The following is a 24,265-nucleotide window of genomic DNA, read 5'->3' as shown; positions in this document are numbered from 1 at the left end:
TTCAGAAGGTCTGGAAAGATGCGATCGAACGCTCGATCAGCCGGTCGATGTCGTTCGGATTGTCATGCTCGACGATGTAATGCTTGATCGGCATCGACTTCAGCACCTTCATCAGGCCCTTCCAGTCGACCGTGCCGTAGCCGACATCGGCCCAGCCATCCTCGTCCTCGTTCTCGCCTTCCTCGGCAATATCCTTCACATGGACGGCGGTGATCCGCTCCTTGAAGAGCTCGATCCAGAAATAGGGATCGGCATCGCCGCGGATCACCCAGGCAATATCGGCTTCCCAGGCCAGCGAGGGCCCGCCGGCCATAATGTGACGCATCGGCGCCGTGCCGTCAGGCAGAAGCTCGAACTCGAAATTGTGGTTATGCCAGCCGAAGACGAGGCCGGCGTCGCGGAAAGGCTTGCCGGCCGCCTCCAGCCGCGCGCCGAATTCCTTCCACCCCCCGGCCGTGTCGGGCCGCTGGTCGGGCAAGAGGAACGGGCAGAACACGCTGTCCATCTTCAGCCTAGAGGCGATCTCCAGGACCCGATCGGGATCCGTCTCCAGCATCGAAAGGCCGAAATGGCCGGTCGGCATCGAGAGGCCGATCGCCTCGAGATCGGAGGCAAGCCGGTCGAGGCCGGCCTCGTCGAGGTCGTCGTAAAGCGCGCCATAGCCTTCGACCTCGCCATAACCCGCAGCCGCGAGCTTTTTGAACACGCCCGAAAAGGGCTGATAGTTGCGCGCGCTATACAGTTGAAATCCGAGTTTTGTCATCTCATCCTCCCGGCAGATCCTGGCTGCCGAACTCCGCATTGAGACCGGCGCGGGCATGCGCCGGCAAAGGTGTTTTCGTCCCGCAATTCTAGCGCGTTTGCCCGAAAGGGAAAGCCGCGACTTTCCAATTGCGTCACAGTCTAAGCTCCGTTTCCGCGTCGAACAGCGATGCCAGTTCCATGGCGAAGGCGAGCCTGATCTGCTGGCCCGGCTTGTAGCGCTTGTTGCCGCCGACGCGCACGGTGAACAGGTGGCCGGCATGTTTCAGCCACAACAGATTGTCCGCGCCCATCGGCTCCTCGAGGTCGACCACGGCCTCATGGACCTCCTGGCCCTGGGGAATTTCGTCGTCGACCAACACATGTTCCGGCCGGACGCCGAGAATGACCTTGCCGGAGGCCGGCAGCGGCCCGTTGCCTTCATAACCGTCGAGGCCGAAGTCAACGCCGTTCGACCGGAAGATCGTCTTCCCGTCCTTCTCAGCCAGTTCCCCGTCGAGGAAATTCATCGAGGGGGAACCGATGAAACCCGCGACATAGCGGTTAACCGGGCGATTGTAGATCGTCGTCGGCTCGTCGAGCTGCTGGATGACGCCGCCGCGCATGATCGCGATCCGGTCGGCAAGCGTCATCGCCTCGATCTGGTCATGGGTCACATAGATCATCGTGTTTTCCAGCGACTGGTGCAGCCGCTTGATCTCGACGCGCAGTTCGGAGCGGAGCTTGGCGTCGAGGTTGGAGAGCGGCTCGTCGAACAGGAACACGTCGACATCGCGCACCAGAGCGCGACCGATGGCGACGCGCTGGCGCTGGCCCCCGGAAAGCTCCGCAGGCTTGCGTTTCAGCAGCGGTTCGATCTGCAGGATTTCGGAGGCCCGTTTGACGCGCTTGTCGATCTCCGCTTTCGGTATCTTCGCCACCTGAAGGCCGAAGGAGAGATTCTTTTCCACCGTCATCTGCGGATAGAGCGCATAGGACTGGAACACCATGCCGATACCGCGATCCTTCGGTTCAAGCCAGGTGACGTTCCTGTCCTTGATGAAAATCTGCCCGGCGGAGACATCGAGAAGGCCGGCGATGCAGTTCAGAAGCGTCGACTTGCCGCAGCCCGACGAGCCGAGCAGGACCAGAAACTCGCCGTCCTGAATGTCGAGATCGAGATTTTTCAGCACGTCGATCGCGCCGAAGGAGAGCGACAGATCCTTGATTGAAACACTCGTAGTCATCATTCACCCTTTCACCGCGCCGGCGGCGATGCCGCGCACGAACAGCGGTCCGGAAACGAAATAGACGGCCAGCGGAACGAGGCCGGTCAGAAGCGTTGCCGCCATGTTGACGTTGTATTCCTTCACGCCCTGCACGGCGTTGACGATGTTGTTGAGCTGCACCGTCATCGGATAGTTCTGCTGGCCGGCGAAGATCACGCCGAAAAGGAAGTCGTTCCAGATGCCGGTCGTCTGGATGATCATACCGACGACGAAGATCGGCAGCGACATCGGCAGCATGATGCGGAAGAAGATCTGCCAGAAGCCGGCGCCGTCGACGCGGGCGGCCTTGAACAGCTCCTCCGGCAACGAGGCAAAGTAGTTGCGGAACAGGAGCGTCAGGATCGGCATGCCGAAAATCGTATGCACCAGCACGATGCCCGGGAGCGTCGAAAACATGTGCAGTTCGCGCAGGATGATCACCAGCGGATAGAGCATCACCTGATAGGGAATGAAGGCGCCGAAAAGCAGCACGGTGAAGAAGAACTCCGAGCCCTTGAAGCGCCAGTTGGCCAGCGCATAGCCGTTGACCGAGGCTACGGCGATCGAGACGATGATCCCCGGCACGGTGATCTTCACCGAGTTCCAGAAGCCGACGCGAATACCTTCGCAGTAGAGCCCGGTGCAGGCCTGGCTCCAGGCCTTCACCCATGGCTCGAAGGTGATTTCCACCGGGGGCGCGAAGATGTTGCCCATGCGGATTTCCGGCATGCCCTTCAGCGAGGTCACCACCATCACGTAAAGGGGAATGAGGTAGTAGACCGCAGCGACGAACAGGATGGAATAGAGAATGATCCGCGACGGCGCGAAACGGCGTTTGGGGCGCGGACCCGACGGTCCGGTTGACGTAACTGTACTCATCGTCCCCTCCTCACTTCTTCTTCTTGTCTCTGAATTCCATCAGCGCCCAGGGCACGAGGATGATGAAGACGGTGACCAGCATCACGGTCGAGGCGGCGAGCCCCTGGCCGATATTGCCGCGCTGGAACATCAGGTCGTAGACATATTTGGCGGGCACTTCCGAGGCGAAACCGGGCCCCCCTTGGGTCATGGCGACGACGAGGTCGTAGACGCGCACGATGCCCGAGGCGACGATGACCAGCGTGGTCACGAACACGCCGCGCATCATCGGAATGACGATGAAGAGATAGGTCTTCCAGGCGGGGATGCCGTCCACCTTGGCCGCCTTCCAGATCTCGCCGTCTATGCCGCGCAGGCCCGCCAGCATCAGCACCATGACAAGGCCCGTTCCCTGCCACAGACCGGCAATCACCAGCGCATAGATGACCGTGCTCTTGTTGCCGAGCATGGCGAAATCGCCGCCAGGCAGGCCGAGATCGGCCAGGAATTTCGGCACGCCGAGTCCGGGGTCGAGGATCCATTGCCAGACAAGACCGGTGACGATGAAGGAGAGCGCGAAGGGATAGAGAAAGATCGTGCGGAAGGTGTTTTCGAAACGGATCTTCTGGTCGAGAAGCGTGGCCAGAAGAAAGCCTACGACAAAGGAGAAGACGAGACTCAAGCCGCCGTAGATCAGGAGATTGATGATCGCCACATTCCAGCGGGTCGTGCCGAACAGGCGGTCATACTGGGCAAAGCCGACAAAATTCTCGCTCGGCAGAAGCCGCGAGTCGGTGAATGAATAGATGACCGTCCAGGCGGTGCAGCCGATGAAGATGCACACTGCGGTGAGCATCATCGGGATTGCCGCGATCTTGGCGTTCAGGTTCTTGAACAGGCCGAGCGGACGGCGAGCAACAGCAGACATTGCAGCTCCCCTCTCAGATTGGCATGGATCCGGAAGGAAAAGGGGCAGACCTCGTCAGAGCCGGGCCCGCCCCTGTCCTTTCGGCCAGGTCTTACATGGCCTGTTCGATGATCGACTGCTGCTGTTCGAGCGCCTCGTCGACCGTCATGTCGGAGGAGAAGAACTCCAGCGCCAGGTCCGTGATCTGGCCCTGCGTGTCGGAATCGAGCAGCTGCTCGGTCGACGGCAGGACGTTTTCAGGATTGGCGAGGATCTCGAGACCCTTCTTCATGCAGGCATTGGCGGCTTCGAGATCGACATCGCCGCGCACCGGAAGCGAGCCCTTGACGAGGTTGAACTCGACCTGGGTTTCAGGCGAGACCAGCATGGAAGCAAGCTCAAGCTGGGCCGCCGTGATGTCCGGGTCGTCGGTCTTGGGGAAGTAGAAGGCATCGCCGCCCGTATCGAGAACGGGGTTGTTGCCGAGACCCGGCAGGCAATCATAGTCGACGCCGGCTTCCTGGCCCGCCTGGGCGAACTCGCCCTGCGCCCAGTCGCCCATGATCTGCGCGGCTGCATCGCCCTGGATGACCATATTGGTGGCGACGTTCCAGTCACGACCGGAATAGGCGTCGTCGACCATGTCGCGCGCCTGGGCGAATGCTTCCCAGATGGCGCGGTTTTCGTCGCTCATCACGGCGTCGGGGTCCTTGTCGCCGTTGACGGCGAGATAATTGTCGACGCCGCCGATGGCGACCTGCATCACGTTGCGGATGCCGTCGACCTGCCAGGGCTGCCCGGTGGCGAGCGGAATGACGCCGGCTTCCTGCAGCGCGGGCGCCGCGTCCACGAGTTCCTGCCAGTTGGTCGGCACGGGAATGCCGTTATCCTCGAACACGTGGCGGTTCAGCCACATCTACTGCCAGGAATGGATGTTGATCGGCACGCAGTAGATGCGGCCGTCATATTCGCAGGCTCCGAGAAGCTTGGCGGGGCGGATCTTCTCCGCCCAGTTTTCCTCCTCGGCGAGATCCGTCAGGTCCAGCATCAGGCCGGCCTTGATCAGCTCCTCGGCGTCGCGACCGGTGTTCATCTGGGTCGCGCCCATGGGATTGCCGCCGAGAATGCGGCTGATGATGATCGGGTTGGCGGTCGAGCCGGAACCGGCGATCGCGCTGTCCACCCAGTTATTGCCGGTCTCGTTGAAATTGTCGGCAAGCACCTTCACGGCCGCAGCCTCGCCGCCGGAAGTCCACCAGTGGGTCACTTCAAGGTCGGTCGCGTTGGCTGCAAAAGGCATGGCTACGCCGGCCGCCAGAGCGGCGGTGAGAATTGCATGTTTCATACTGTCCTCCCAACTGAAACGTTGCCGGAAAAAGGTATGCGAAAGCCAAATAACGCGCAACCTTTTTATTCCGATTTTTAGCAGACTGCTACTTTCGAACTAGTCCGACGAGAAGCGCCAGGCGCTCTTTCGGCAATGCAAATTCAAGCTATAGTTTTGTTTTATATTATTTTTATTCGCTCACTGAGGAGCCTCGCCTCGACTGTTTCGCAAGTGCGAAATCCTGACGTACGGCAGTTTCTCCCTCAGGTACCAATCCGGCAAATAGTCCGTTTAACACGCGGCAGCGCTTTTTCTGTATCGTTACAGCTATTCTCGCGCTAGACTGTGGACGGGCAGACGGCGTCAAGCTGCGCGCCCATGAATGGCGGCACGGAGGGGAGGCTCCGTCGGCTTCGAGAGGACCATGAGCAAGGCCGCTCAAAAACGACAAGAAGGCGCGCAATATTGGCGTTGCCGACGAGAATCAGCGTATCGTTGCAATTCAGGCCGGACCCGGCCTGTTGTCCGATACGCTCAGCCACCAGGGAGGAGACGGGCCACACGGCCCGTGCCGTCGCGCGGCACGCGCGACGCGGGAGATGAAAGACGTCGATGAAACCCACGACCGGAAGATCGCGCGAGACCACCAATACGCGCCCGACACTGAAGACCATTGCCTATATGACCGGGCTCGGGGTGACGACCGTCTCCCGCGCGCTGAAGGATGCGCCGGATATCGCCGAGCACACCAAGGAACGCGTGCGGCTCGTCGCCAAGCAGCTCGGCTACATGCCGAACCGCGCCGGCGTCAGGCTTCGCACCGGCAAGACCAATGTGATCGCACTCGTCCTCAGCATGGAGGAGGAGATCATGGGCATGTCGGGACAGATGATATTCGGCATATCGGACGTGCTGTCCGACACGCCCTACCATCTGGTGCTGATGCCGCAGCCGATCCACCACGACCCCATGGCGCCGATCCGCTACATTCTCGACACCGGTTCGGCCGACGGGGTGATCATCTCGCGCATCGCCCCGGACGACCCGCGCATTGCGCTGATGCGGGAGCGCGGGATGCCGTTCGCCGCCCACGGACGCACCGAGAGCGACCACGACTACCCTTTCCATGATTTCGACAATGACGCCTATGCGATGGACGCGGTGGAAAGGCTTGCGGAACGCGGGCGCAAGCGCATCGTCTGCCTGCAGCCGCCGAGCCACCTCACCTATTACCGCTATTTCCGCTCTGGCTTCGAGCGCGGCCTCAGCCGCTTCGGGCTGCAGGAAACGCCGCTGACCTCCGTCAGCACGGATTCATCGCTGTCTGAAATCCGCAACGGGGTGCTGGCGGCGCTCTCGTCGTCAGCGCCGCCGGACGGCGTCATTGCCTGTTCCGGCAGCAGCGCCATCCCGATCATGGCGGCGCTCAGGGCGCGCGGCCTGAAGCTTGGAAAAGATGTCGATCTCGTCGCCAAGCAGCCGGCTGACTTCCTCAACTGGATCAGCCCCGAGATCATCGCCATGAGTGAGGATTTCAGCCAGGCAGGCCGCGAGCTTGCCCGCGCCGTGCTGGCACGGATCGAGAACCGGTCGTCCCCGCCGCGTCAAAGCATCAGCAAGCCGGACTGGTCGAATGCGCCGGTGCTGAAGACGCAGGAATCGCTTTGAATGAACCCGACTTGCCGTGACGCGAATGAGGGAGCGAGCGTTTTGCGACCGGCTCAACGGTCCGCGCGCACGGCAACCGGCGCCGGGCGGGTGACCACAAAGGCGGCGCAGCTCAGAAGTACCAGCCCGACGGCAAGCTGCAGCCAGAGATAGGCCGAAGCAAAATAAAGCACTGACAAGAAGCTGAAGCACATCGCCGTCACTGCCAGAACCTTGGCGGGCGTGGCGATTGCGCCCTCATGGCGCCACTGGCGAAGATGGGCACCATAGCGGGGATGATCCATCAGCCGTGCCTCCAGCTCAGGCGACGACCGCGCAAAGGCTGCCGCGGCAACGATCAGGAACGGCACCGTCGGCATGATCGGCAGAAATACGCCGATGACGCCCAAGGCGACCATGATCCAGCCGATGACGAGCAAAACCCTGCGTTTCAATATCCTGCCTCCTGCGAACCGCATTTCCAATAACCTCAAATCGCGCTTTGGTCCAGCAAAGCCACATATGGGTTTGAAAACGGGCCTTTTTTAGGCCCTCAGGGAAGCGGCGCCTGAACGCCGCGCTGCTCCTCGGCACCGCGGATGACCGATTCGATCAACCGGTCCCAGTCGCTTGGTTCTTCAGGCTGTGCGTCCATCTGCGAAGGCTCGTCGTCTGCTGCGGGCGTCGGCACGGGAATTGCGGCCTGATCGCCGGCAGCGGCGTCTTCGGCCTCACGCCGACGCCGTTCCTCCTCCTCGCGGCGCAGGCGCTCGGCCTCCTCTCGCTGGCGGCGCTCGAGCGCGCGTTGTTCGGCGCGGAACTCAAAAAGCGTCGCCTCGCGCCGCAGGCGCTGCTTCTCCAGAATATCGGCCTGCAGCCGTTCCACCCGCGCCCGTTCGCGCTCGACGGCCCGCAGCGCCAGGAAATTGTTCACCTCCGTCAGGTCGAGGCTGCGCACCGGATCGGAAAGCGATCCGTTGAAGCCGATGGTGAAGCCGGCGCTCGCTCCCTCCTCGCTTGCCGCGCCGAGTTTCAGCGCCACATCGATCGAGGCTTCCAGATCGCGCGCGGCAAGTTCTGTACGCAAGGCGCCATAGACGCGCGCATCTGGCAGGTCGACAAAGACGTTGCGTGCCTGGAGCACCCCGTCCGTGATGCTGAACGGGATAGCGATATCGCTCGCGGTAAAGGACGTGTCGGCGAAAATCAGCGACCGCATCTCCTCCTCGATCGCTTCATTGGCAAGTTCCGTGCCCTGAGCATCCGCCCAGGCCAGCAGCGGCTCGGTAACGGCCAGATCCACTCCGGAGATCACCGGCGACTTCAGCGCCAGCATGCCGGAACCGCTTGCCCGCGCCATCAGACCTGCGGCGGTATCCGCCGTCGTCTCAACCACCAGGCCGAGGTCAAAACGGCCGCTTGCAACCGGCCTGCCGTTCGCAAGCCAAAGCGTTTCCGGCAGGGCGCCGTCGGAAAGGTTGAGTTGCGCTTGGAAATAGCCATCGCCACCTGAATTGCCGAGTTGCAGATCGCCCGAGAGCGTGCCGTCGAAGATGCGTCCTGCAAGGCCCGTCAGCGACAGCCCGCCGCCGCGGAAATCCACCGTGCCGCTCATGCCGGTCACCGGCTCCTTCAGGCCGGCGTCGAAGGAAGCAGCCTGGATGTCAAGCACGGCCTCCGAGGTGCCGAAATAGGCGGATCCGAAGGGCGTGTCGGGCAATCCCTCCGGTGCCAGCGCGAAATTCGGGCCGAAAACGGCCTCCATCAGCCAGGCAAGATCAAGCCGGTCCAGTGAAAGCGCGCCATCGAGGCGAACAACCGGCTCGCCGCGCTGAAAGGCCAGGCGGCCCGTCACGCCATTGCCGTCGAGATCGCCTTCAATTGCGGAGAAGGCGATCTCCTCCGGGGACACATCAAGGCCCGCCTTCAGAGAAAGAGGCACGCCAAAGGCCGTGCCCGGCACGGCGAAGGCGTTCATGGCCAGATATGGCTCGAGATCGGGGCTGGTGAGCGAAACCGAGTAACGGCCGGCAAGAAAATCATCGGCAAGGAGGCTCGCCTCTCCGGTGGCCGTAAGCCGCGTCTCCCCGCTTGCAGCCCGAAGGCCGATGGCGACGGGTCCCGTCTCCCCGGACCGTTCCAGCGACAGCGAGAGCTGAGCGCCCGCAGGTGCAGGTATCGGAAGCGGCGCGAGCCCCGCCTGACCGAAGACAACCGCCGCATCCGGATTCGAAAGCTGGAGCTGGCCACTGATCCCTCCCGGTCCGAACAGGGCGTCCCGGCGCCAGGAGCCGGAAATCCGGCTATCATTCGCGCTACCGGAGAAGATAGCCGAAACGCCCGTTCCGTCCTGTCCGAAGGCAAGATCGGCCTCAAACTCGGTATTCTGATACCAGGCGGCATTTTCGGCCAGCATGGAAAGGAATGGATGCGCACCAAGCCGGTCCTGAAGCGTCGCGACAAAACCGGAAATGTCTCCGGCCGAGAGAGTCAGCCGTCCGGACCCCGTCGGCAGGTCGCGGTCTGTCTGGGCCTGTCCTGAAAGCGTGATCGCTGCGCCGGAAAGATTGCCGATGTCGAGACGATCGACGGAAAGCGCCCCGGACTGATAGGTGAAATCCGCGTCCACAAGCTCGGCGTCGAGAGCAAAGGCATTGACCGTGCCAGCCCTCAGTGTCGCGTGAATGCGGTGGCGGCTCAGGCCGCTATCGATATTTTCTCCGACCATCAGGCCGGCCAGCGCCCGCAATGCGTTGAAATCGATGACATTGCCGGAGAGGTCGAGATCGAGGTCGGGCGTATCCGCGCCGCGAGACTGACGTGAGAGAGCGCCATCCAGCACGGCATCGCCGGCAACGATCTGCAGGTTTTCGAAAATCTGGCTCTCGGCGGCTAGATTGACGTCGGCAGAGAAACCGGCCCGGTCGAGCTCCCGGATTTCCGGGCCGACGCTGCCGGTCAGCCACTGCGAAAGGCCCGAGGGTTGGCGCGAGGCGACAAGCAGCGAACCGGCAAATGACGTCTCCTCCCCGAGAGAGAGCCTGCCGGAGGCCTCCACCTGGGTGCGCCCCGGCAATTCGGCCGACCCTTGCTCAATCCGCCAGCCATCGCCGTCGGGTGCCGCGTCGAGCACGATCGAACGGATCGTGGTGTCGCCGGAAACCAGCGCCGGCAGGCGGAACGTCACCTTGCCGGGCAATTGCGGGATCGGCACCTGCCGTAGGAAGCCGATCAGCATGTCGAGCCGGGCCCGCGCGCTGGGCGTTGCCACCCGGCCCTTCTTCAGATTGGTGTCATAATCGGAAAGCCGCTCGACATTGAACTGCTGGCCATCCGCCGTCAGCAGAAAGCTGCCGCCCGGACGCGTGTCGAAATTCGCTTCGCCGGAGATCACATAGGGATCGACCCGCGTGCCGACCTCCAGGCGGTATTCGGAAATGGCGATCGATTCATTGGTCAGTTCGAACTGGCCGCTGGCGCGCGGCGGCGGCACTTCCTCCGCGTCGTCCTGGGTAACAGCAAGCCGGAACCCGCCGGCATAGGCGGGCTTTCCGTCCTCAAGCGTGACATCGCCCTCCAGCGCGGCCGAAATCGGCCATTCCTCGGGATCGGCGGAAAGCCTGAGGCGCATCGATCCCGTTTCCGAATCCGGCCGGCCGGTGAGAATGGTGAAGGCGCCCGCATGCCCGTCGAGCACCGCGCTGCCCTCCATCCGCCAGGGTCCCTCGATCGCATTGGCCGAGAGCATCGCATCGATGTCGGTCAGCGTGCGCAGCGGATTGCCCGTCGGATCTGCAAGGCGGATCGCGCCATCGCGGATTTCCACGTCCTCGAACACAACGCGCCGGGCCGAAAGCGGGCCATTGCCCGTCGACGTCCACGACAGCGCATCCGTCTCGTCGAGCGTCAGGTTGAGAACCGGATGTTCCAGCAGCATCTTGAAGATGCGGACCTCGCCGCTCAGAAACGGCGCGAGCTCGGCATCCATGGAAAAGGCCTCGGCCGTTGCCAGCGGCTCGCCGGAGGCATCGCGTCCGACCCGGACGTCGTGCATGGTGATCGCCGGGAAAGGCAGAACCCGGACATCGACATCACCGACCACCTCGACCTTCTTGCCAAGCGCCCGGCTTGCCTGAACCTCGAATTCCTGGCGAAAGCTGCTCCAGTCGACGAAATAGGGAACGACGAGGGCCGCAAAAAGCAGAAGAACCAGCAGCGATCCGATGAAAACAAGTATTCGTCCCAGCAATCTAGCGGTTCCTTATATCATTCACCCGGCAGGCCGCGGTGCCACCGGATGGCGGCCCGCGGCACCGATGCCGTTCTCAACCTCGGGCGGCCCGTTGCACCCGGCATATCGTCGTTGCGAACCTATCACGACGCGCAGATGCAGGCCAGTTCGGCTTGCCGCGCAAAAGACAAGTCTGACGCGTTCTCCAATTCAGAAAATCTTTCCTGGGTTGAAGATATTGTCCGGATCGAGCGCCTGTTTGATCGCGCGCATGGCCGCGACCGCCTTGCCGATTTCCTGGCCGACGACCCGTTTCTTGCCCTGGCCGACGCCATGCTCGCCGGTCGCCGTGCCGCCCATGGCAATCGCCCTTTCGGCAAGCCGCGTGGTAAAGGCCTCGACGCGGGCGATCTCTTCCGGATTATCCTTGTCGAACAGGACGAGCAGATGGAAATTGCCGTCGCCCGCATGGCCGACGACAGGCGCCAGAATGCCCTCGCGCTTCACGTCCTCCTGGGTTTCGCGCACGCAATCGGCAAGGCGCGAGATCGGCACGCAGACATCCGTGGAGAGACCGTCGAGTTCCGGGGCAAGCGCCCGGCCGGCCCAATAGGCGCTGTGACGGGCCTTCCACAGCTTCGTGCGCTCCTCGGCATTGGCGGTCCAGACGAAATCGGAGCCGCCGCATTCGGACGCAATCTCGGCGAACTGCGCCGACTGCATGGCGACCGCCTCCTCGCTGCCGTGGAATTCCAGAAGAAGCAGCGGCGTTTCGGGAAAGTCGAGCCCGGAATAGGCGTTGCAGGCCTTGACCTGAAGCGCGTCGAGAAGCTCGATGCGGGCAACCGGAATGCCCATCTGGATCGTCATGATCACCGCATTACAGGCGTCTTCCAGCGTCTCGAAGGAAGAGACGCCGCCGGCGATCTTCTCCGGAATGCCGGCGAGCTTCAGCGTGATCGAGGTGATGATGCCGAGCGTACCTTCCGCGCCGACGAAAAGCCGGGTGAGATCATAGCCGGCGGAGGATTTGCGCGCCCGGCGCCCGGTGGTGATCTCCTCGCCGTCGGCGGTCACGACGGTCAGCGCCAGCACCACGTCCTTCATCGTGCCGTAGCGCACCGCATTGGTGCCTGACGCCCGCGTCGCGGCCATGCCGCCGAGCGAGGCATTGGCGCCAGGATCGATCGGGAAGAACAGCCCGGTATCGCGCAGATAGTCGTTCAGGTCCTCGCGCGTCACACCCGGTTCGACGCGACAGTCGAGATCCTCGGCATTGACCTCGAGCACCCGGTTCATTCGCGACAGGTCGAAGCAAATGCCGCCCTCCGGCGCATTCACCTGCCCCTCGAGCGAGGACCCCGTACCGAAGGGAATGACCGGCACCTTGTGTTCGGCGCAAAGCTTCACCGCGGTCTTCACATCCTCGGAACTTTCGGCAAAGAACACGGCATCCGGCAATTGCGCGGGAAGATAGGTGGTCGTATGCGCGTGCTGCGCGCGGAACGCCTCGCCCGTCTGCACCTTGTCGCCGAAACGCTCCTTGAGCCGTGCGATAACCTCTTGCGCCGCCTGCGGATCGCGCGGGCGTGTCTGAACGTCTTCAATTGCCAAAACTTGCACTCCGAACCTGTTTTGCCGTAGCCTCTGGGCGCCCGGCCGTTTCAGCGTTTTATGCGAGGATCGCCCCCGGCGTCCAGAGCCGGCCGCCAACCTGAACCACCCAATTACGGCTTCCGCGATGAATGACCTCAAGGACATGATAGCGAACCTCATCGGCGTCGAGCGCGTCACGCTCTCCCATTTTGCATCGGGCGACCTTTCGTCGCTGATGCTGGCGGAAACGAAGGATGGCCGGCAGTTCGTCGTCAAGGGCGGCCCGGCGCCCGCCGTCGAAGGCGAGATGCTGCGCCTGATCGCCGCGACGGGCGCGCCGGCGCCTGACGTGGTCGCCGCCAATGACCGCGTCCTGATCATCACGAAGGTTGAAGGACGAGGCGGCTTTGCCGGCGCCCAGGCGGATCTCGGCCGCTCGCTTGCCCGGCTTCACGCCGCAACCGGCCCGCAATACGGCTTCGACCATGACTATGCCTTCGGCAAGGTCCCGATCGAAAATGACAAGACAGGCTCGTGGGTCGAGTTCTGGCGTGACCGCAGGCTGTTGAACAATATCGGCGACATCCCTGCCGACCTCGCCCGGCGGATCGAACGGCTTTGCGGAAGACTGGCCGACCACCTGCCGCATACCCCGCCTGCTGCCCTTCTTCACGGCGATCTATGGTCCGGCAATGTCATGGCGTCGTCCGGACGCGTCACCGCCTTCATCGATCCCGCCAGTTATTACGGCCACGCCGAGGTCGACCTTGCCATGCTCAACCTGTTCGGCAGTCTGGACCAGGGCTTCTACGACAACTACCCGGCGCTCGAGCCGGGCTACGAGGCGCGCCAGGCGATCTACAGCCTCTGGCCGGCGCTCGTGCATCTGCGCCTGTTTGGCGGGGGTTACCGCTCGATGGTAGAAGGTTTTCTTGCCCGTGCGGGTTACTGAGATGGTTCTTGCCGCAAACGGTGGCCACACAGGAATTTCGGTTTATGCTAGTGACAGTTTTTTGAAATAGTCTGATTCCATTGCAGAGTTCATCTTGACCCGTTTCGCCAGGACCGCCATCAGCCCCGACAGGCATTGCGCTTTCGCGCAGACCGAAAACCGGTTTCACACCTTCCGGGCCCCCTCGGCGACGACGGCAAAAATCAATGCCGGATGCGGCAAGACGCATATCAGGACATGTGAATGACAAGAACGCTGAAAGTCGCGGTTGTCGGGCTCGGCATCGGCCGCAACCACATCCAAAACGGCTACCGCACCAATACCGACCGCTTCGAGGTCGCGGCACTGTGCGATCTGGACGCCGCCCTGCTGAAGGCCGCCGGCGCCGAGTTCGGTGTCGAACGGCTGGAGACGGACTATCTCGAGATCGTCGGCATGGACGATATCGACGTGATCGACATCTGCACGCCGCCCGCAACCCACAAGAAGATGATCATCGCCGCCCTGCAGGCCGGCAAGCACGTCATCTGCGAGAAGCCGCTCGTCGGATCGTTGGCCGATATCGACGAACTGCTCGACGCGGAATCGCGCTCCTCCGGTCATGTGATGCCGATCATGCAGTATCGCTACAATGATGGCGCCCAGAAGGCGCGCCACATCATTGCCTCGGGACTTGCCGGCAGGCCTTTGGTTGCGACCTGCGAGGTGCACTGGCTGCGCGGCGCGGACTACTACGAGAAGGATTGGCGCAAAAGCTGGACCGGCGCGCTTGGCGGTATCTTGATGAACCATGCCATCCACGCCAATGACCTGATGTTCTATCTCCTCGGCCCGGTGCGTTCGCTGTTCGCGCGCACGGCCACTCGGGTCAACAGGGTCGAGGTCGAGGACTGCGCCAGCATCAGCGTCGAACTGGAATGCGGCGCGCTTGCCACCACCTCCGCCACGCTCGGCTCGGTCGAGCCGTTAAGCCGCATGCGGCTCTGTTTCGAAAACGTGACGATCGAAACCGACAGCCGTCCGGATTTCACCGCTGACAAGGCGCCCTGGCGCTTTGTGCCCGCCAGTTCGGCGGTCGGCCGGAAGATCGATGAGGCGCTCGCCGATTTCACTCCGCCGCCCTCGGGATTTGCCGGACAGATGCAGGATTTCCACAGGGCGATCTGCGAGAAGACGCCCCTGCCGCTAACCCTCGGCGATTCGCGCCAGAGCCTCGACTTCGCGACCGCCGCCTACTGGTCGGCCAAGACCTACAGTGCGGTCGCCCTGCCGATCCTGCCGGACCACCCCTTCTACAACGGATGGCAGAACGCTTTCTGACGTAAAACGCCCGGACGTTTCCACCCGGGCGTTTCTCGAAAACAGGGTCGGTCGGAGACCTTAGTAGGAAGCCGCGTTGTCGATCGACTGGCCGGCATCCTGGGTCGCGTCGATGGCGTTGGCGGTATCCTGACCCATGCCCTCGATCGTATTGCCGCAGGAGGCAACGAGAACGCCCATGGCGAAAAGGGTAGCGGCGGCGATGATTTTTCCTTTGAACATTTGCATCTCCTGGAATTTCTTCGGGTTGCCTGATCAACGTCCCAGAAGCGCCGGGGTTCCGCGGCAACCGGACGCTTTTTATCCGTGCGACCATATCCACAAGCGCTGCACTGTTCGTTCACAGCCAATCCCCGGCATTTGCACAGGTTTTCCGGAGTTTATCCACAGGCGAGGCACGGCGCAGCCGGGCAGTCGGAATTTGACCGAAGAAAGCTGGTTTTGAATGCTATCGACCCCATCTAGCAGAGAGGTCGAAAAGGGGAGCAGCACGCTTGGACGACGAAATGACGGATTTCGAACCGCAATCGCACGAGGGGGAGAAGCTTTCGGACATTCTAGCCTGTCTCCGGCCCGGACCGGATGGTCGTCTCAGTCTCGAGCAGCTCGATGACGCCCTGGCGGAGCGATCCTTCGGCGCCTTCATCGTTCTTTTCTCGATCCCGAACCTGATCCCGCTGCCGCCCGGCGCCACATTGCTGCTCGGCCTACCGCTAATCCTCGTCTCCTGGCAGATGATGATCTCGCGCCATACGCGCGTCTGGCTGCCCGAACGGATCGCCCGGTTCTCGGTCGACGGCGGACGCGGCATGGCCATTCTCGACCGCGTCCTGCCCTGGCTGCGCTGGATCGAGAGCGCGGTAAAACCGCGATTCTGGTTTCTTCAGACCCGAAGAGCGGAGCGCGTGCTGGGCGGCTTCGCGCTCATCCTGTCGATCGTGGTGTTTTTCCCGATCCCCTTCGGCAACTGGCTTCCCGCTCTTGCCCTCGCGATCATCGGCCTTTCGGTCACCGAGCGCGATGGCTACGGTCTGGTCATCGGGCTTGCCGTCGGCGTCTTCTCGATCCTGCTGGCGGGGCTTGTGGTCGTTGCCGCCGGCGCGCTGATCGCGCTGCTCTTTTAATACGGCGTCAGGCCACCCTGGCTTGCCGCTCGGCCGGCCTGAAGGCGTGGCGGATGGCGTCGGCGACCGCCTCGACCAGTTCACCGCGCTGCTCCGAGAATTTAAGACGGATTTCATAAAAACCGAGTTCCGGCAGCCCCTCCTCTTCCCCCAGAACCTCCATGCCGTCCGACACGTAATAGGAGGCGATCGGCGCGACGGCGAGATCGGAAAGGACGGCGGCGCGCTGCACCATCGTGGTCGCGCTCATATAGGCGACGCGATAGGCCCTGCCGACTTCCGTCAGCTTTTCCACGGCTTCGTTGCGCCATGAACAGCCCTGTTCCCACATCGACACCGGAAGCGGGTCCTTCGTGTGCGCCGTGCCGCAACTCGCACCGACCCAGACCAGCCGCTCGCGCAGGATCAGTTCGCTCTCCTCATCCGAGGCGCCCTTGCCGGAATTGAGCAGCGTCAGATCAAGCCTTTGCTCGCTGAGACGCCTGCGCAACCCGACGCTGTTGTCGATGGTGACATCGACCATGACGCCCGGAAAGGCCTCGGCGAAGCGCTTCAGGATCGTCGGCAGGATGCGCTCGCCGATATCGTCGGTGGCGCCGAGCCGGACCACGCCGTGCATTTCCGGATGTCTGAAACGCGACATTGCCTCGTTGGAGAGCGCGAGCATGCGGCGGGCATAGTTCAGCAGCGTCTCGCCGCTATGGGTCAGCCGCACCGAGCGCGCATCCCGCACGAAGAGCGACACACCGAGCTGCTCCTCCAGCCGCTTGATCTGCATGGAAACCGCCGAGGGCGTGCGGAACACGGTTTCCGCGGCGCCGGAAAAACTGCCCGATTCCGAGATCGCGACGAAGGTGCGGAGGATATCGTTGTCGAGAACCGGCAGCGGCGTCTGCAGGAGGTTGGCCATGAAGCGCTCCATCAATTCAATTTTGTTGATGAATAACATGATTACATTTCGTTTGATTGAATGTCAAATACGCCTACCTTGGCATCAGGTCATCAAGAAACGCATTGAAGGAGAAACGAAATGGGACTGTTCATCATCCTCAGACACCTGGTCACCCCGCTCGCCAAGCTCGCAGACAAGCGCGATGAAGCCGCGCGGCAGGCGCTCAGAAATCGCAATGTCAACCGCATCCCGCCGCATCTGCGCGACGACATCATCGCCCGTGAGGAACACTGGCGCTATGACTGAGAGGAGAGCGGCCGCCGTTTCACCCCGGCGGCCGTTTTCTCCGCAACGCAGCAATGGCGGACGAGAAAAACGCCCTGTCCCGATCCGGTTGCGATGAAGCGTATGCGCAACGCTTCACAAAAAAATCACAAACCGGATCGGGATCGGCTTTGCTGGCGCATTTGTCTGTGTCAGTGTCGCAATCAGACTATTGGCGGCCATATTTCTTGCAGAAGTTAATTCTACAAGATCAGATTCCGGCTTTGACTGCGGCGGTGTGTGCACAATGGTGAGATCGTTCGTTTTTTATCTGGTTCCGCAATTTTCGCTCCTGCCGTTTTCGGGCGCGATCGAGACATTGCGCATTGCCAACAGGATGCTGGGCTTCGAGGCCTATCGCTGGCGGATCACCTCCGACAATGGCCAGAAGGTCTGTTCCTCGAGCGGCATCGCCGTTGATCCCGACACTTCCCTTGCCGACGAGCGCCGTTCGCTGATGGGCGAAAAGCGCCCCGACCTCGTGCTGGTCTGTTCCGGCGTCCATGTCGATGATTACGACAACAAGTCGTTCGAGGCCTGGCTGCGCGAACTCAACAATCGCGGCTGCGGTATCGGCTCGATGTGCACGGCTACCCACCTCCTCGCCCGCGCCGGTCTTTTGAAGGGCAGGCGCTGCGCCATCCACTGGGAAAACATGCCGGGGTTTTGCGAAACCTATCCGGAAATCGACGCCCATGCGGACCTGTTCGAGATCGACCGCAATATCTATAGCTGCGCCGGCGGCACTGCCTCTGTCGACATGATGCTGCATATCATCAGCCGCGAGTTCGGAGACGGCCTTGTCAACGCCATCTGCGAACAGGCGCTGACGGACCGCGTGCGCCCCTCAAGCGAGCGCCAGCGCCTGCCGCTCCGCGCCCGTCTCGGCGTGCAGAACGGCAAGGTGCTGCAGATCATCGAACTGATGGAGGCCAACCTCGCCGAGCCGCTGTCGCTGGTCGAGATCGCCGATGCGGTCGGCCTGTCGCGCCGTCAGGTCGAACGGCTGTTCCGCCAGGAAATGGGCCGTTCGCCGGCGCGTTACTATCTGGAAATCCGGCTCGACCGCGCGCGTCGGCTGCTGGCGCAGTCGACCATGCCGGTCGTCGATGTGGCGGTTGCCTGCGGCTTTGTCTCCGCCTCGCATTTTTCCAAATGCTACCGCGAGATCTACCAGTGTTCGCCGCAGCAGGAACGGGCGCTCCGCCGCCAGGCGCGCATGAGCGTCAGCGAGAACACGTTCAGCCTCGCCGTCTGATCAGCCCTTGAGCAGAAGCGTGACCCAGCCTTCGCGCCAGTAGGTGCGCACATGGCGCATGCCCTGTGCGCGATAGGCTGCCAGCACTTTCCAGCGCTGCGTTTCCAGAATGCCGGAGAGGATGACCGAGCCGCCGGGCGCAAGGTTCGTGCGCACGCCGGGCGCAAGCTTCATCAGCGGACGGGCAAGAATATTGGCGATCACCAGATCGAAGGGCCCGTGCTCGCCGAAGGCCGCGTGGTGGAAGCCCGGCGCGGTGACGAAATCGACGCCGGAGACAATGCCGTTCTGACGGGCATTGTAACGGGCGACACGCACGGCGACATCGTCGATATCGGTCGCCAGAACCGGGATCGGCCTCAGCTTGCGTACGGCCATGGCCAGAACGCCGGTTCCGGTTCCAAGATCAAGCGCGTTTTGCGGCGCCTCGGCCTTCAGAAGCGTGTCTATCATTTCAAGGCAGCCGGCGGTTGTGCCGTGATGGCCCGTGCCGAAGGCCTGCCCCGCCTCGATCTCGAGCGCGATGTCGCCGGGCCGGCGGTCTTCGCGGTCATGGGCGCCATGCACCAGAAAACGGCCGGCGCGCACCGGCTTCAGCCCTTCCAGCGATTTGGCGATCCAGTCGATATCGGCGATGATTTCCTTTTCCACCCCGGGGCGCTTGCCTTCCGGAAAACCCCCGAGAGCCGCCTCGAAAACCTGCCGCAGCGCCTCTTCCTCTTCCGCCTCCAGATAGACCGAGGCCTCCCAGATATTTGCCTTCTCGTCGATCTCCATCGTCGCCAGCGCATAGGGCGCCTCGCCGAGCAGTTCGGAAAGCGCATCGAGAACGCGGCCCGCGCCGGCTTCATCGGTGGTGACGTAGAGTCGGATCTGGCTCACTGGATTATGCCTCTTTGATGCGTGAAAGGATTGAATACCGGCGATAGCGCCGCCTTCCGGCCAAGGCAAGCCTCAGTCGATCAGGTTCTCGAGCTTCTTGATCGCGACATCCGGGTTCTCGCCATAGGCGATCGTGCCTTTCAGCACCCCGCCGTCATCGAGCAGGAAGACGGAGGCGTTGTGGTCCATGGTGTAGTCGCCGTCCGGCTCGTTGGGATCGAGCGGCACCTTCTTGTAGTAGATGCCGAATTCGTCGACCATGTCATGCACCTTGTCCGGATCGCCGGAAATCGCCTCGATCCGGTCGGTCACATTGGAGAGATAGCGCTGCATGATCTCCGGCGTGTCGCGCTCGGGATCGACGGTGATCCAGTAGGCATTGATCTTGTCGCCATCCGGATCGACCTCGTGCAGCCAGCCGTTCATCTCGTAAAGCGTGGTGGGGCAGACTTCCGGGCAATGGGTGAAGCCGAAGAAGATCGCCGTCGGTTTTTCCCTCAGCGCTTCCTGGGTGATCACCGAGCCGTCTCCGGCCGTCAGCTGGAATTCCGGGCCGAAGGGGATGTTCATCATCTCCTCATTGGTCTTGCCGATCTCGTAGATCAGCCAGACGATGAGGCCGCAAACGACAATCACCGAGCCCCAGAGCAAACGCCGGAAAATCTTCATCTTCTCTTCCCTTCAGGCCGTCCGGCCTCAGTCGTCCAGCAGTCCGTGCCTGCGATGCCAATCCTCAAGCGAAAGCTCCGGATAGCCGTCATAATGCACATGCCCCTCGCCTTCGGGCACATCGACCCAGTCAGCCTTGGAGCCGAGCATGATATGCACGATCTCCGGCGGCCGGGGCAAGGGCGTATCGACGACGGAGGCAATGGGGTGGACGAGCTCCGGCCACCGCGGGTCGAAAAGATAGAGCGCAGACCCGCAGACCCCGCAGAAATGCCGCTCGGCCTCGCTCTCGCCGTCATGCATCCGGGCGTGATAGAAGCGCTTGTGCTCGGCGCCTGTGACGTCCAGCGTTGCGGCATCGGCGCCGATATTGATGGCAAAGCCCCCGCCCCCGCCGGATTTGCGGCAGATGCTGCAATAGCAGCGCTGATAGGGCACCGGTGTCTTGCTTGTCACGGAAAAGCGAACCTTTCCGCACTGGCAGCTGCAATCGAGTCTGATGGTTTCTCTCCCTGGTTTCGCGTTCGGCCCGTTTATTCCGGCGCGCCGTTTTCCCAGACGACGTCCTGACCGTAAAGCGGCACAGTCGACATCGACATCTTCGCTGAACCTTCGGTGATTTCGCGCGTGTGGGCCAGATAGATCAGCGTGTTGTTGGTACGGTCGTAGATCCGGTTGATCACCAGGTTCTTGAAGATCAGCGAACGTCCCTGCTTGAACACCTCCTCGCCGTTCTTGTCGAGTTCGATATCGCCGATCCGGATCGGTCCTGTCTGGCGGCAGGCGATGGAGGAATTGGACGGATCCTCGAACCAGTTGCCCTTCGACAGCCGGTCGATCACCGAGCGGTCGAAATAGGCGATATGGCAGGTCACGCCCTCGATCTCCGGGTCATGCAGCGCATCGATCTCGATGTCATTGCCGACCCAGTCGACCCCGACCTCACCGACCTGTTCGGCCATTGCCGAGGTCGCCAGGAGCGTCACCCCCGCAACGAGGGAAACCAGATATCCACGCATGCCTGCACTCCGTCTCAAGTTCTTATATCTCAGGAGATAAGAGCACGCGCTCGCTTTACAAGCGCGGCGGCACGTCTCACCCGCCAATCAACGCCAGCCATTCATCCTCGTCCATGGTCTGCACCCCGAGTTCCTCCGCCTTCTTCAGCTTGGAACCCGCGCCGGGGCCGGCGACGACGATATCCGTCTTTTTCGACACCGAGCCGGAAACCTTGGCCCCGAGGCTTTCCGCCTTGGCCTTGGCCTCGTCACGGGTCATTTTCTCAAGGCTTCCGGTAAAGACCACCGTCTTGCCGGCGACGGGACTTGTCGTGTCGATCTTCTGCACGTCGTCAAGCGGCGTCACTTCTTCCAGCAGACGGGCAATCACGGCAACGTTCTGTTCTTCGGCAAAGAAGTCGACCAGAGCGCGGGCAACCACGGTTCCGATGCCGTCGATATTATTGAGGTCCTCCCAGGCATCGCCCTCACCCGCAGCCGCCTCCCGCATCGCCTGCTCGAAGGCGACGTAGGATCCGTAGGAACGCGCCAGAAGCTTCGCCGTCGTCTCGCCGACATGACGGATGCCGAGCGCGAAGATGAAGCGCGGCAGCGCGATCTCGCGGCGCTCATTGATCGACTGCAACAGGTTGGCGACCGAGGTCTTGCCCCAACCGTTGAAATTCTCGAGTTTCGTCAGCGCCTCGGCCTGACGTCTTTCGAGCGTGAAGATATCGGGCGCTGTGCGGATCGCCAGCCCCGGATCCTCATGCTCGAAGAAGAAATCGACCTGCTTGCTGCCGAGCCCTTCGATATCGAAGGCATTGCGCGAGACGAAATGCTTCAGATGCTCGACGGCCTGCGCCCGGCAGGAAAAACCGGCCGTGCAGCGCCGCACGGCGTCCACCTTGCCGCTCTTCTCGTTGATGTCGCGCACCGCATGGGCGCCGCAGACAGGGCAGTGATCCGGAAATTCGTAAGGCTCAGCATCCTCCGGCCGCTTCTCCGGCAGGATATCGACGATCTGCGGGATGACGTCGCCGGCGCGCTGGACGATCACGTAATCGCCGACGCGGATATCGCGGCCCTCGCGGATCGGCTCGCCGTTCGAGCCCTTGCCGGCGATATAGTCCTCGTTGTGCAGTGTCGCATTGGTGACGACGACGCCGCCGACGGTGATCGGCTCGAGCCGCGCCACCGGCGTCAGCGCGCCTGTGCGGCCGACCTGGATGTCGATCGCCGTCAACCGCGTGATCGCCTGCTCGGCCGGGAATTTATGCGCGGTCGCCCAGCGCGGCGAGCGCGAGCGGAAGCCGAGCCGCGCCTGAAGGTCGAGCCTGTCGACCTTGTAGACCACGCCGTCGATATCGTAATCGAGATCGCCGCGTTTGACGCCGATCTCATGGTAGTGCGCGAGCAGGTCGTCGACGGAGGACAGCCGCTTCATCAGCGGGTTGACCGGAAACCCCCATTCTCCGAAGGTCTCGACCATGCCCATCTGGGTATCGGCCGGCATCTCCGACATCTCGCCCCAGGCATAGGCGAAGAATTTCAGCTTGCGCTTTTCCGTCACCTTCGGGTCGAGCTGACGCAGGGAGCCGGAAGCCGTGTTGCGCGGGTTCACATAGGTCTTCTCGCCGGCCTCCGACAGCGCGGCGTTGAGCGCGGCAAAATCGCTCTTCGCCATATAGATCTCGCCGCGCACCTCGACGATCTCCGGCGCGCCGTCCGGCAGGCGGTTCGGGATTTCGGAAATGGTGCGGACATTGGCTGTCACGTTCTCGCCCGTGGTGCCGTCGCCGCGCGTCGCGCCGGAGACCAGGCGACCGTTTTCATAGCGCAGCGACATCGACAACCCATCGATTTTCGGCTCGGCGGTAAAGGCTATGGAACCGTCCGGCATCTGGCCGAGAAAGCGATAGACCGAGGCGATGAAGTCCTGCACGTCCTCATCGGAAAACACATTGCCGAGCGAGAGCATCGGCACGGAATGGGTGACCGGCGCAAAGACCTCCGAGGGTGCTGAACCGACGCGGGCCGACGGGCTGTCATCACGCACGAGATCGGGAAAGCGCGCCTCGATTTCATCATTGCGGTGCTTCAGCGCGTCATATTCGGCGTCCGAAATTTCCGGCGCGTCCTTGCCGTGATAGGCGGCGTCATGACCGGCGATTTCCTGCGCCAGAAAGGCAAGTTCCGCCTCGGCCTCTTCCCGGGTCAGCTTGTCGGTCGGGACCTTGTCTTTCGCCATTGCCATCAGCTCCTTCGCATCATCCGGACGCATTAGAGCGCCGTGCATCCATTCGGATGCACAAAGGACGCTCTAACTTATTGAATCTACGCATCGTGCTTTCCGAAAATCGATTCCGATTTTCGGGCCGATGCTGTAGAGCATTTGGCGCAGGATCGGCAAGTTCAAAGACCGGCAGCGGCCGAAAGCCCGTCTCCCGGCGCGCTATCGCCCTTCAGGACCGAGGTGTCGAGCAGTGCCGTCAGCGGCAGATGGTCGGATGCCGCGCGCGCCAGAAGCGAATCATGCACGGCGAGATCGGCCACCAGCCCGTCGCGGTTGGCAATGATCCGGTCGAGCGCCAGCACCGGCCAGCGCGCTGGAAAGCTCGCGCGCGCCGGCGGCAGCGACCCGAAGGCCGCCTCGAACTTCTTCAGCGCCGAACCGTCGCCGAGCCGCCATTCATTCATGTCGCCCATGATCACCGAGGGCGCCTCCGCACGCCGGCCGAGAAGCCCGATGATGTGATCGGCCTGCTGGCGACGCGCCCAGCGCAGAAGGCCGAGATGCACGGCGGCAACGCGCAGGGAAATACCGTTGTTGAGGGCGATGTCGGTCACCAGCGCGCCGCGCGGCTCCAGCCCCGGCAGTTTCTCGCGGTGGATGTCGCGCACCGCGCCGTCGCGGAACAAGAGCACATTGCCGTGCCAGCCATGGGCGCGCGCGCTCGCCTCCACGGGCACAGCCACCAGCCCCGTCTCCGCCTCGATCCGTTTCAGGTCCAGAAGACCCGTGCGCTCGCCGAAGCGGGTATCGGCCTCCTGCAGGGCAATCAGGTCGGGACTGATCTCGCGGATCACCTCGAAGATTCGGTCGGGATCGAAGCGTCCGTCAACGCCGACGCATTTATGGACATTGTAGGTCGCGACCTTCAGCCCGCCACCTTCCATCGGAACGGCGCTGTCCGGGCGTTTGCCGTTCTCGCGGATGGAGCGCAGCACGGCATTGGCAAGGGGAGATTTGATCGGGCTCATCGCTTCA

Annotated in this window: 21 protein-coding genes and 1 pseudogene; 6 read left to right on the top strand and 16 right to left on the bottom strand. The window is 62.5% G+C overall.

Going from position 1 to position 24,265, the window contains the following annotated elements; translation table 11 throughout:
- Window position 1: 1 nt before the first annotated feature.
- From GGR30_RS11155 to GGR30_RS11135, 5 genes and pseudogenes are all read right to left on the bottom strand, one after another.
- A complete protein-coding gene (locus tag GGR30_RS11155) occupies window positions 2–763 on the bottom strand; it encodes a sugar phosphate isomerase/epimerase family protein (RefSeq protein WP_183486211.1) in 762 nt (253 codons plus the stop codon).
- Between the two features lie 133 nt (window positions 764–896).
- Window positions 897–1,988, bottom strand: coding sequence for an ABC transporter ATP-binding protein (locus tag GGR30_RS11150; protein ID WP_183486295.1), 1,092 nt, complete (start codon window positions 1,986–1,988; stop codon window positions 897–899).
- A 3-nt stretch (window positions 1,989–1,991) separates the two neighbouring features.
- The gene (locus tag GGR30_RS11145) at window positions 1,992–2,888 is read right to left on the bottom strand and encodes a carbohydrate ABC transporter permease (protein WP_183486208.1); all 897 of its coding nucleotides are present in this window, start codon (window positions 2,886–2,888) and stop codon (window positions 1,992–1,994) included.
- A gap of 10 nt (window positions 2,889–2,898) precedes the next feature.
- Entirely contained in the window at window positions 2,899–3,795 is an 897-nt protein-coding gene (locus GGR30_RS11140; protein ID WP_183486206.1) for a carbohydrate ABC transporter permease, read from the bottom strand.
- Window positions 3,796–3,886: 91 nt separating this feature from the next.
- A pseudogene (locus tag GGR30_RS11135) lies at window positions 3,887–5,119 on the bottom strand (ABC transporter substrate-binding protein).
- A gap of 594 nt (window positions 5,120–5,713) precedes the next feature.
- Between GGR30_RS11135 and GGR30_RS11130 the strand changes: the two are divergent.
- On the top strand, window positions 5,714–6,769 hold the full coding sequence (locus tag GGR30_RS11130) for a LacI family transcriptional regulator (protein WP_183486204.1): 1,056 nt from the start codon (window positions 5,714–5,716) through the stop codon (window positions 6,767–6,769).
- A gap of 53 nt (window positions 6,770–6,822) precedes the next feature.
- Here GGR30_RS11130 and GGR30_RS11125 read toward each other — a convergent pair whose 3' ends face one another.
- From GGR30_RS11125 to GGR30_RS11115, 3 genes are all read right to left on the bottom strand, one after another.
- On the bottom strand, window positions 6,823–7,203 hold the full coding sequence (locus tag GGR30_RS11125; protein ID WP_246413751.1) for a YbaN family protein: 381 nt from the start codon (window positions 7,201–7,203) through the stop codon (window positions 6,823–6,825).
- Between the two features lie 98 nt (window positions 7,204–7,301).
- Window positions 7,302–10,997, bottom strand: a complete 3,696-nt coding sequence (locus GGR30_RS11120; RefSeq protein WP_183486200.1) for an AsmA family protein — start codon at window positions 10,995–10,997, stop codon at window positions 7,302–7,304.
- 192 nt (window positions 10,998–11,189) lie between these two features.
- Entirely contained in the window at window positions 11,190–12,593 is a 1,404-nt protein-coding gene (locus GGR30_RS11115) for an FAD-binding oxidoreductase (protein WP_183486198.1), read from the bottom strand.
- Between the two features lie 127 nt (window positions 12,594–12,720).
- Between GGR30_RS11115 and GGR30_RS11110 the strand changes: the two genes are divergently transcribed.
- Both GGR30_RS11110 and GGR30_RS11105 read left to right on the top strand, forming a co-directional pair.
- Window positions 12,721–13,527, top strand: coding sequence for a fructosamine kinase family protein (locus GGR30_RS11110; protein ID WP_183486196.1), 807 nt, complete (start codon window positions 12,721–12,723; stop codon window positions 13,525–13,527).
- 243 nt (window positions 13,528–13,770) lie between these two features.
- A complete protein-coding gene (locus GGR30_RS11105; protein ID WP_183486194.1) occupies window positions 13,771–14,847 on the top strand; it encodes a Gfo/Idh/MocA family protein in 1,077 nt (358 codons plus the stop codon).
- A gap of 60 nt (window positions 14,848–14,907) precedes the next feature.
- Here GGR30_RS11105 and GGR30_RS11100 read toward each other — a convergent pair whose 3' ends face one another.
- A complete protein-coding gene (locus GGR30_RS11100; protein WP_246413769.1) occupies window positions 14,908–15,027 on the bottom strand; it encodes an entericidin domain-containing protein in 120 nt (39 codons plus the stop codon).
- 314 nt (window positions 15,028–15,341) lie between these two features.
- On the opposite strand from GGR30_RS11100, the gene GGR30_RS11095 reads away from it, so the two are divergent.
- Entirely contained in the window at window positions 15,342–15,971 is a 630-nt protein-coding gene (locus GGR30_RS11095; protein WP_246413749.1) for an exopolysaccharide biosynthesis protein, read from the top strand.
- A 7-nt stretch (window positions 15,972–15,978) separates the two neighbouring features.
- Here GGR30_RS11095 and GGR30_RS11090 read toward each other — a convergent pair whose 3' ends face one another.
- The gene (locus tag GGR30_RS11090; protein ID WP_425488352.1) at window positions 15,979–16,881 is read right to left on the bottom strand and encodes a LysR family transcriptional regulator; all 903 of its coding nucleotides are present in this window, start codon (window positions 16,879–16,881) and stop codon (window positions 15,979–15,981) included.
- A 120-nt stretch (window positions 16,882–17,001) separates the two neighbouring features.
- On the opposite strand from GGR30_RS11090, the gene GGR30_RS11085 reads away from it, so the two are divergent.
- Together GGR30_RS11085 and GGR30_RS11080 are read left to right on the top strand one after the other, a co-directional pair.
- Window positions 17,002–17,169: a hypothetical protein gene (locus GGR30_RS11085; RefSeq protein WP_183486188.1), complete on the top strand. Its 168-nt coding sequence runs from the start codon at window positions 17,002–17,004 to the stop codon at window positions 17,167–17,169.
- Window positions 17,170–17,434: 265 nt separating this feature from the next.
- Window positions 17,435–18,445 (top strand): GlxA family transcriptional regulator, encoded by a 1,011-nt coding sequence (locus GGR30_RS11080; RefSeq protein WP_183486186.1) that lies wholly within the window; start codon window positions 17,435–17,437, stop codon window positions 18,443–18,445.
- Here the strand turns inward: GGR30_RS11080 and GGR30_RS11075 are convergent, their stop codons facing one another.
- The 6 genes from GGR30_RS11075 to GGR30_RS11050 all read right to left on the bottom strand — a co-directional run bounded on the left by GGR30_RS11075 (window position 18,446) and on the right by GGR30_RS11050 (window position 24,258).
- Window positions 18,446–19,327, bottom strand: coding sequence for a 50S ribosomal protein L11 methyltransferase (locus GGR30_RS11075; RefSeq protein ID WP_183486184.1), 882 nt, complete (start codon window positions 19,325–19,327; stop codon window positions 18,446–18,448).
- Between the two features lie 72 nt (window positions 19,328–19,399).
- Window positions 19,400–19,996 (bottom strand): SCO family protein, encoded by a 597-nt coding sequence (locus tag GGR30_RS11070; RefSeq protein ID WP_183486182.1) that lies wholly within the window; start codon window positions 19,994–19,996, stop codon window positions 19,400–19,402.
- A gap of 27 nt (window positions 19,997–20,023) precedes the next feature.
- Window positions 20,024–20,452: a GFA family protein gene (locus tag GGR30_RS11065; RefSeq protein WP_425488351.1), complete on the bottom strand. Its 429-nt coding sequence runs from the start codon at window positions 20,450–20,452 to the stop codon at window positions 20,024–20,026.
- A gap of 77 nt (window positions 20,453–20,529) precedes the next feature.
- Window positions 20,530–21,015 (bottom strand): CreA family protein, encoded by a 486-nt coding sequence (locus tag GGR30_RS11060; RefSeq protein WP_183486180.1) that lies wholly within the window; start codon window positions 21,013–21,015, stop codon window positions 20,530–20,532.
- 76 nt (window positions 21,016–21,091) lie between these two features.
- Window positions 21,092–23,245: an NAD-dependent DNA ligase LigA gene (gene ligA / locus GGR30_RS11055; RefSeq protein WP_183486178.1), complete on the bottom strand. Its 2,154-nt coding sequence runs from the start codon at window positions 23,243–23,245 to the stop codon at window positions 21,092–21,094.
- 164 nt (window positions 23,246–23,409) lie between these two features.
- Entirely contained in the window at window positions 23,410–24,258 is an 849-nt protein-coding gene (locus GGR30_RS11050; protein ID WP_183486176.1) for an endonuclease/exonuclease/phosphatase family protein, read from the bottom strand.
- Window positions 24,259–24,265 lie beyond the last annotated feature (7 nt).

The sequence above is a fragment of the Martelella radicis genome (assembly GCF_014196625.1).
In the GTDB taxonomy this organism is placed as follows: Bacteria; Pseudomonadota; Alphaproteobacteria; order Rhizobiales; family Rhizobiaceae; genus Martelella; species Martelella radicis.
Note: the sequence above shows the minus strand (reverse complement) of the source record. Positions and strands in the feature narration are given on the sequence as shown.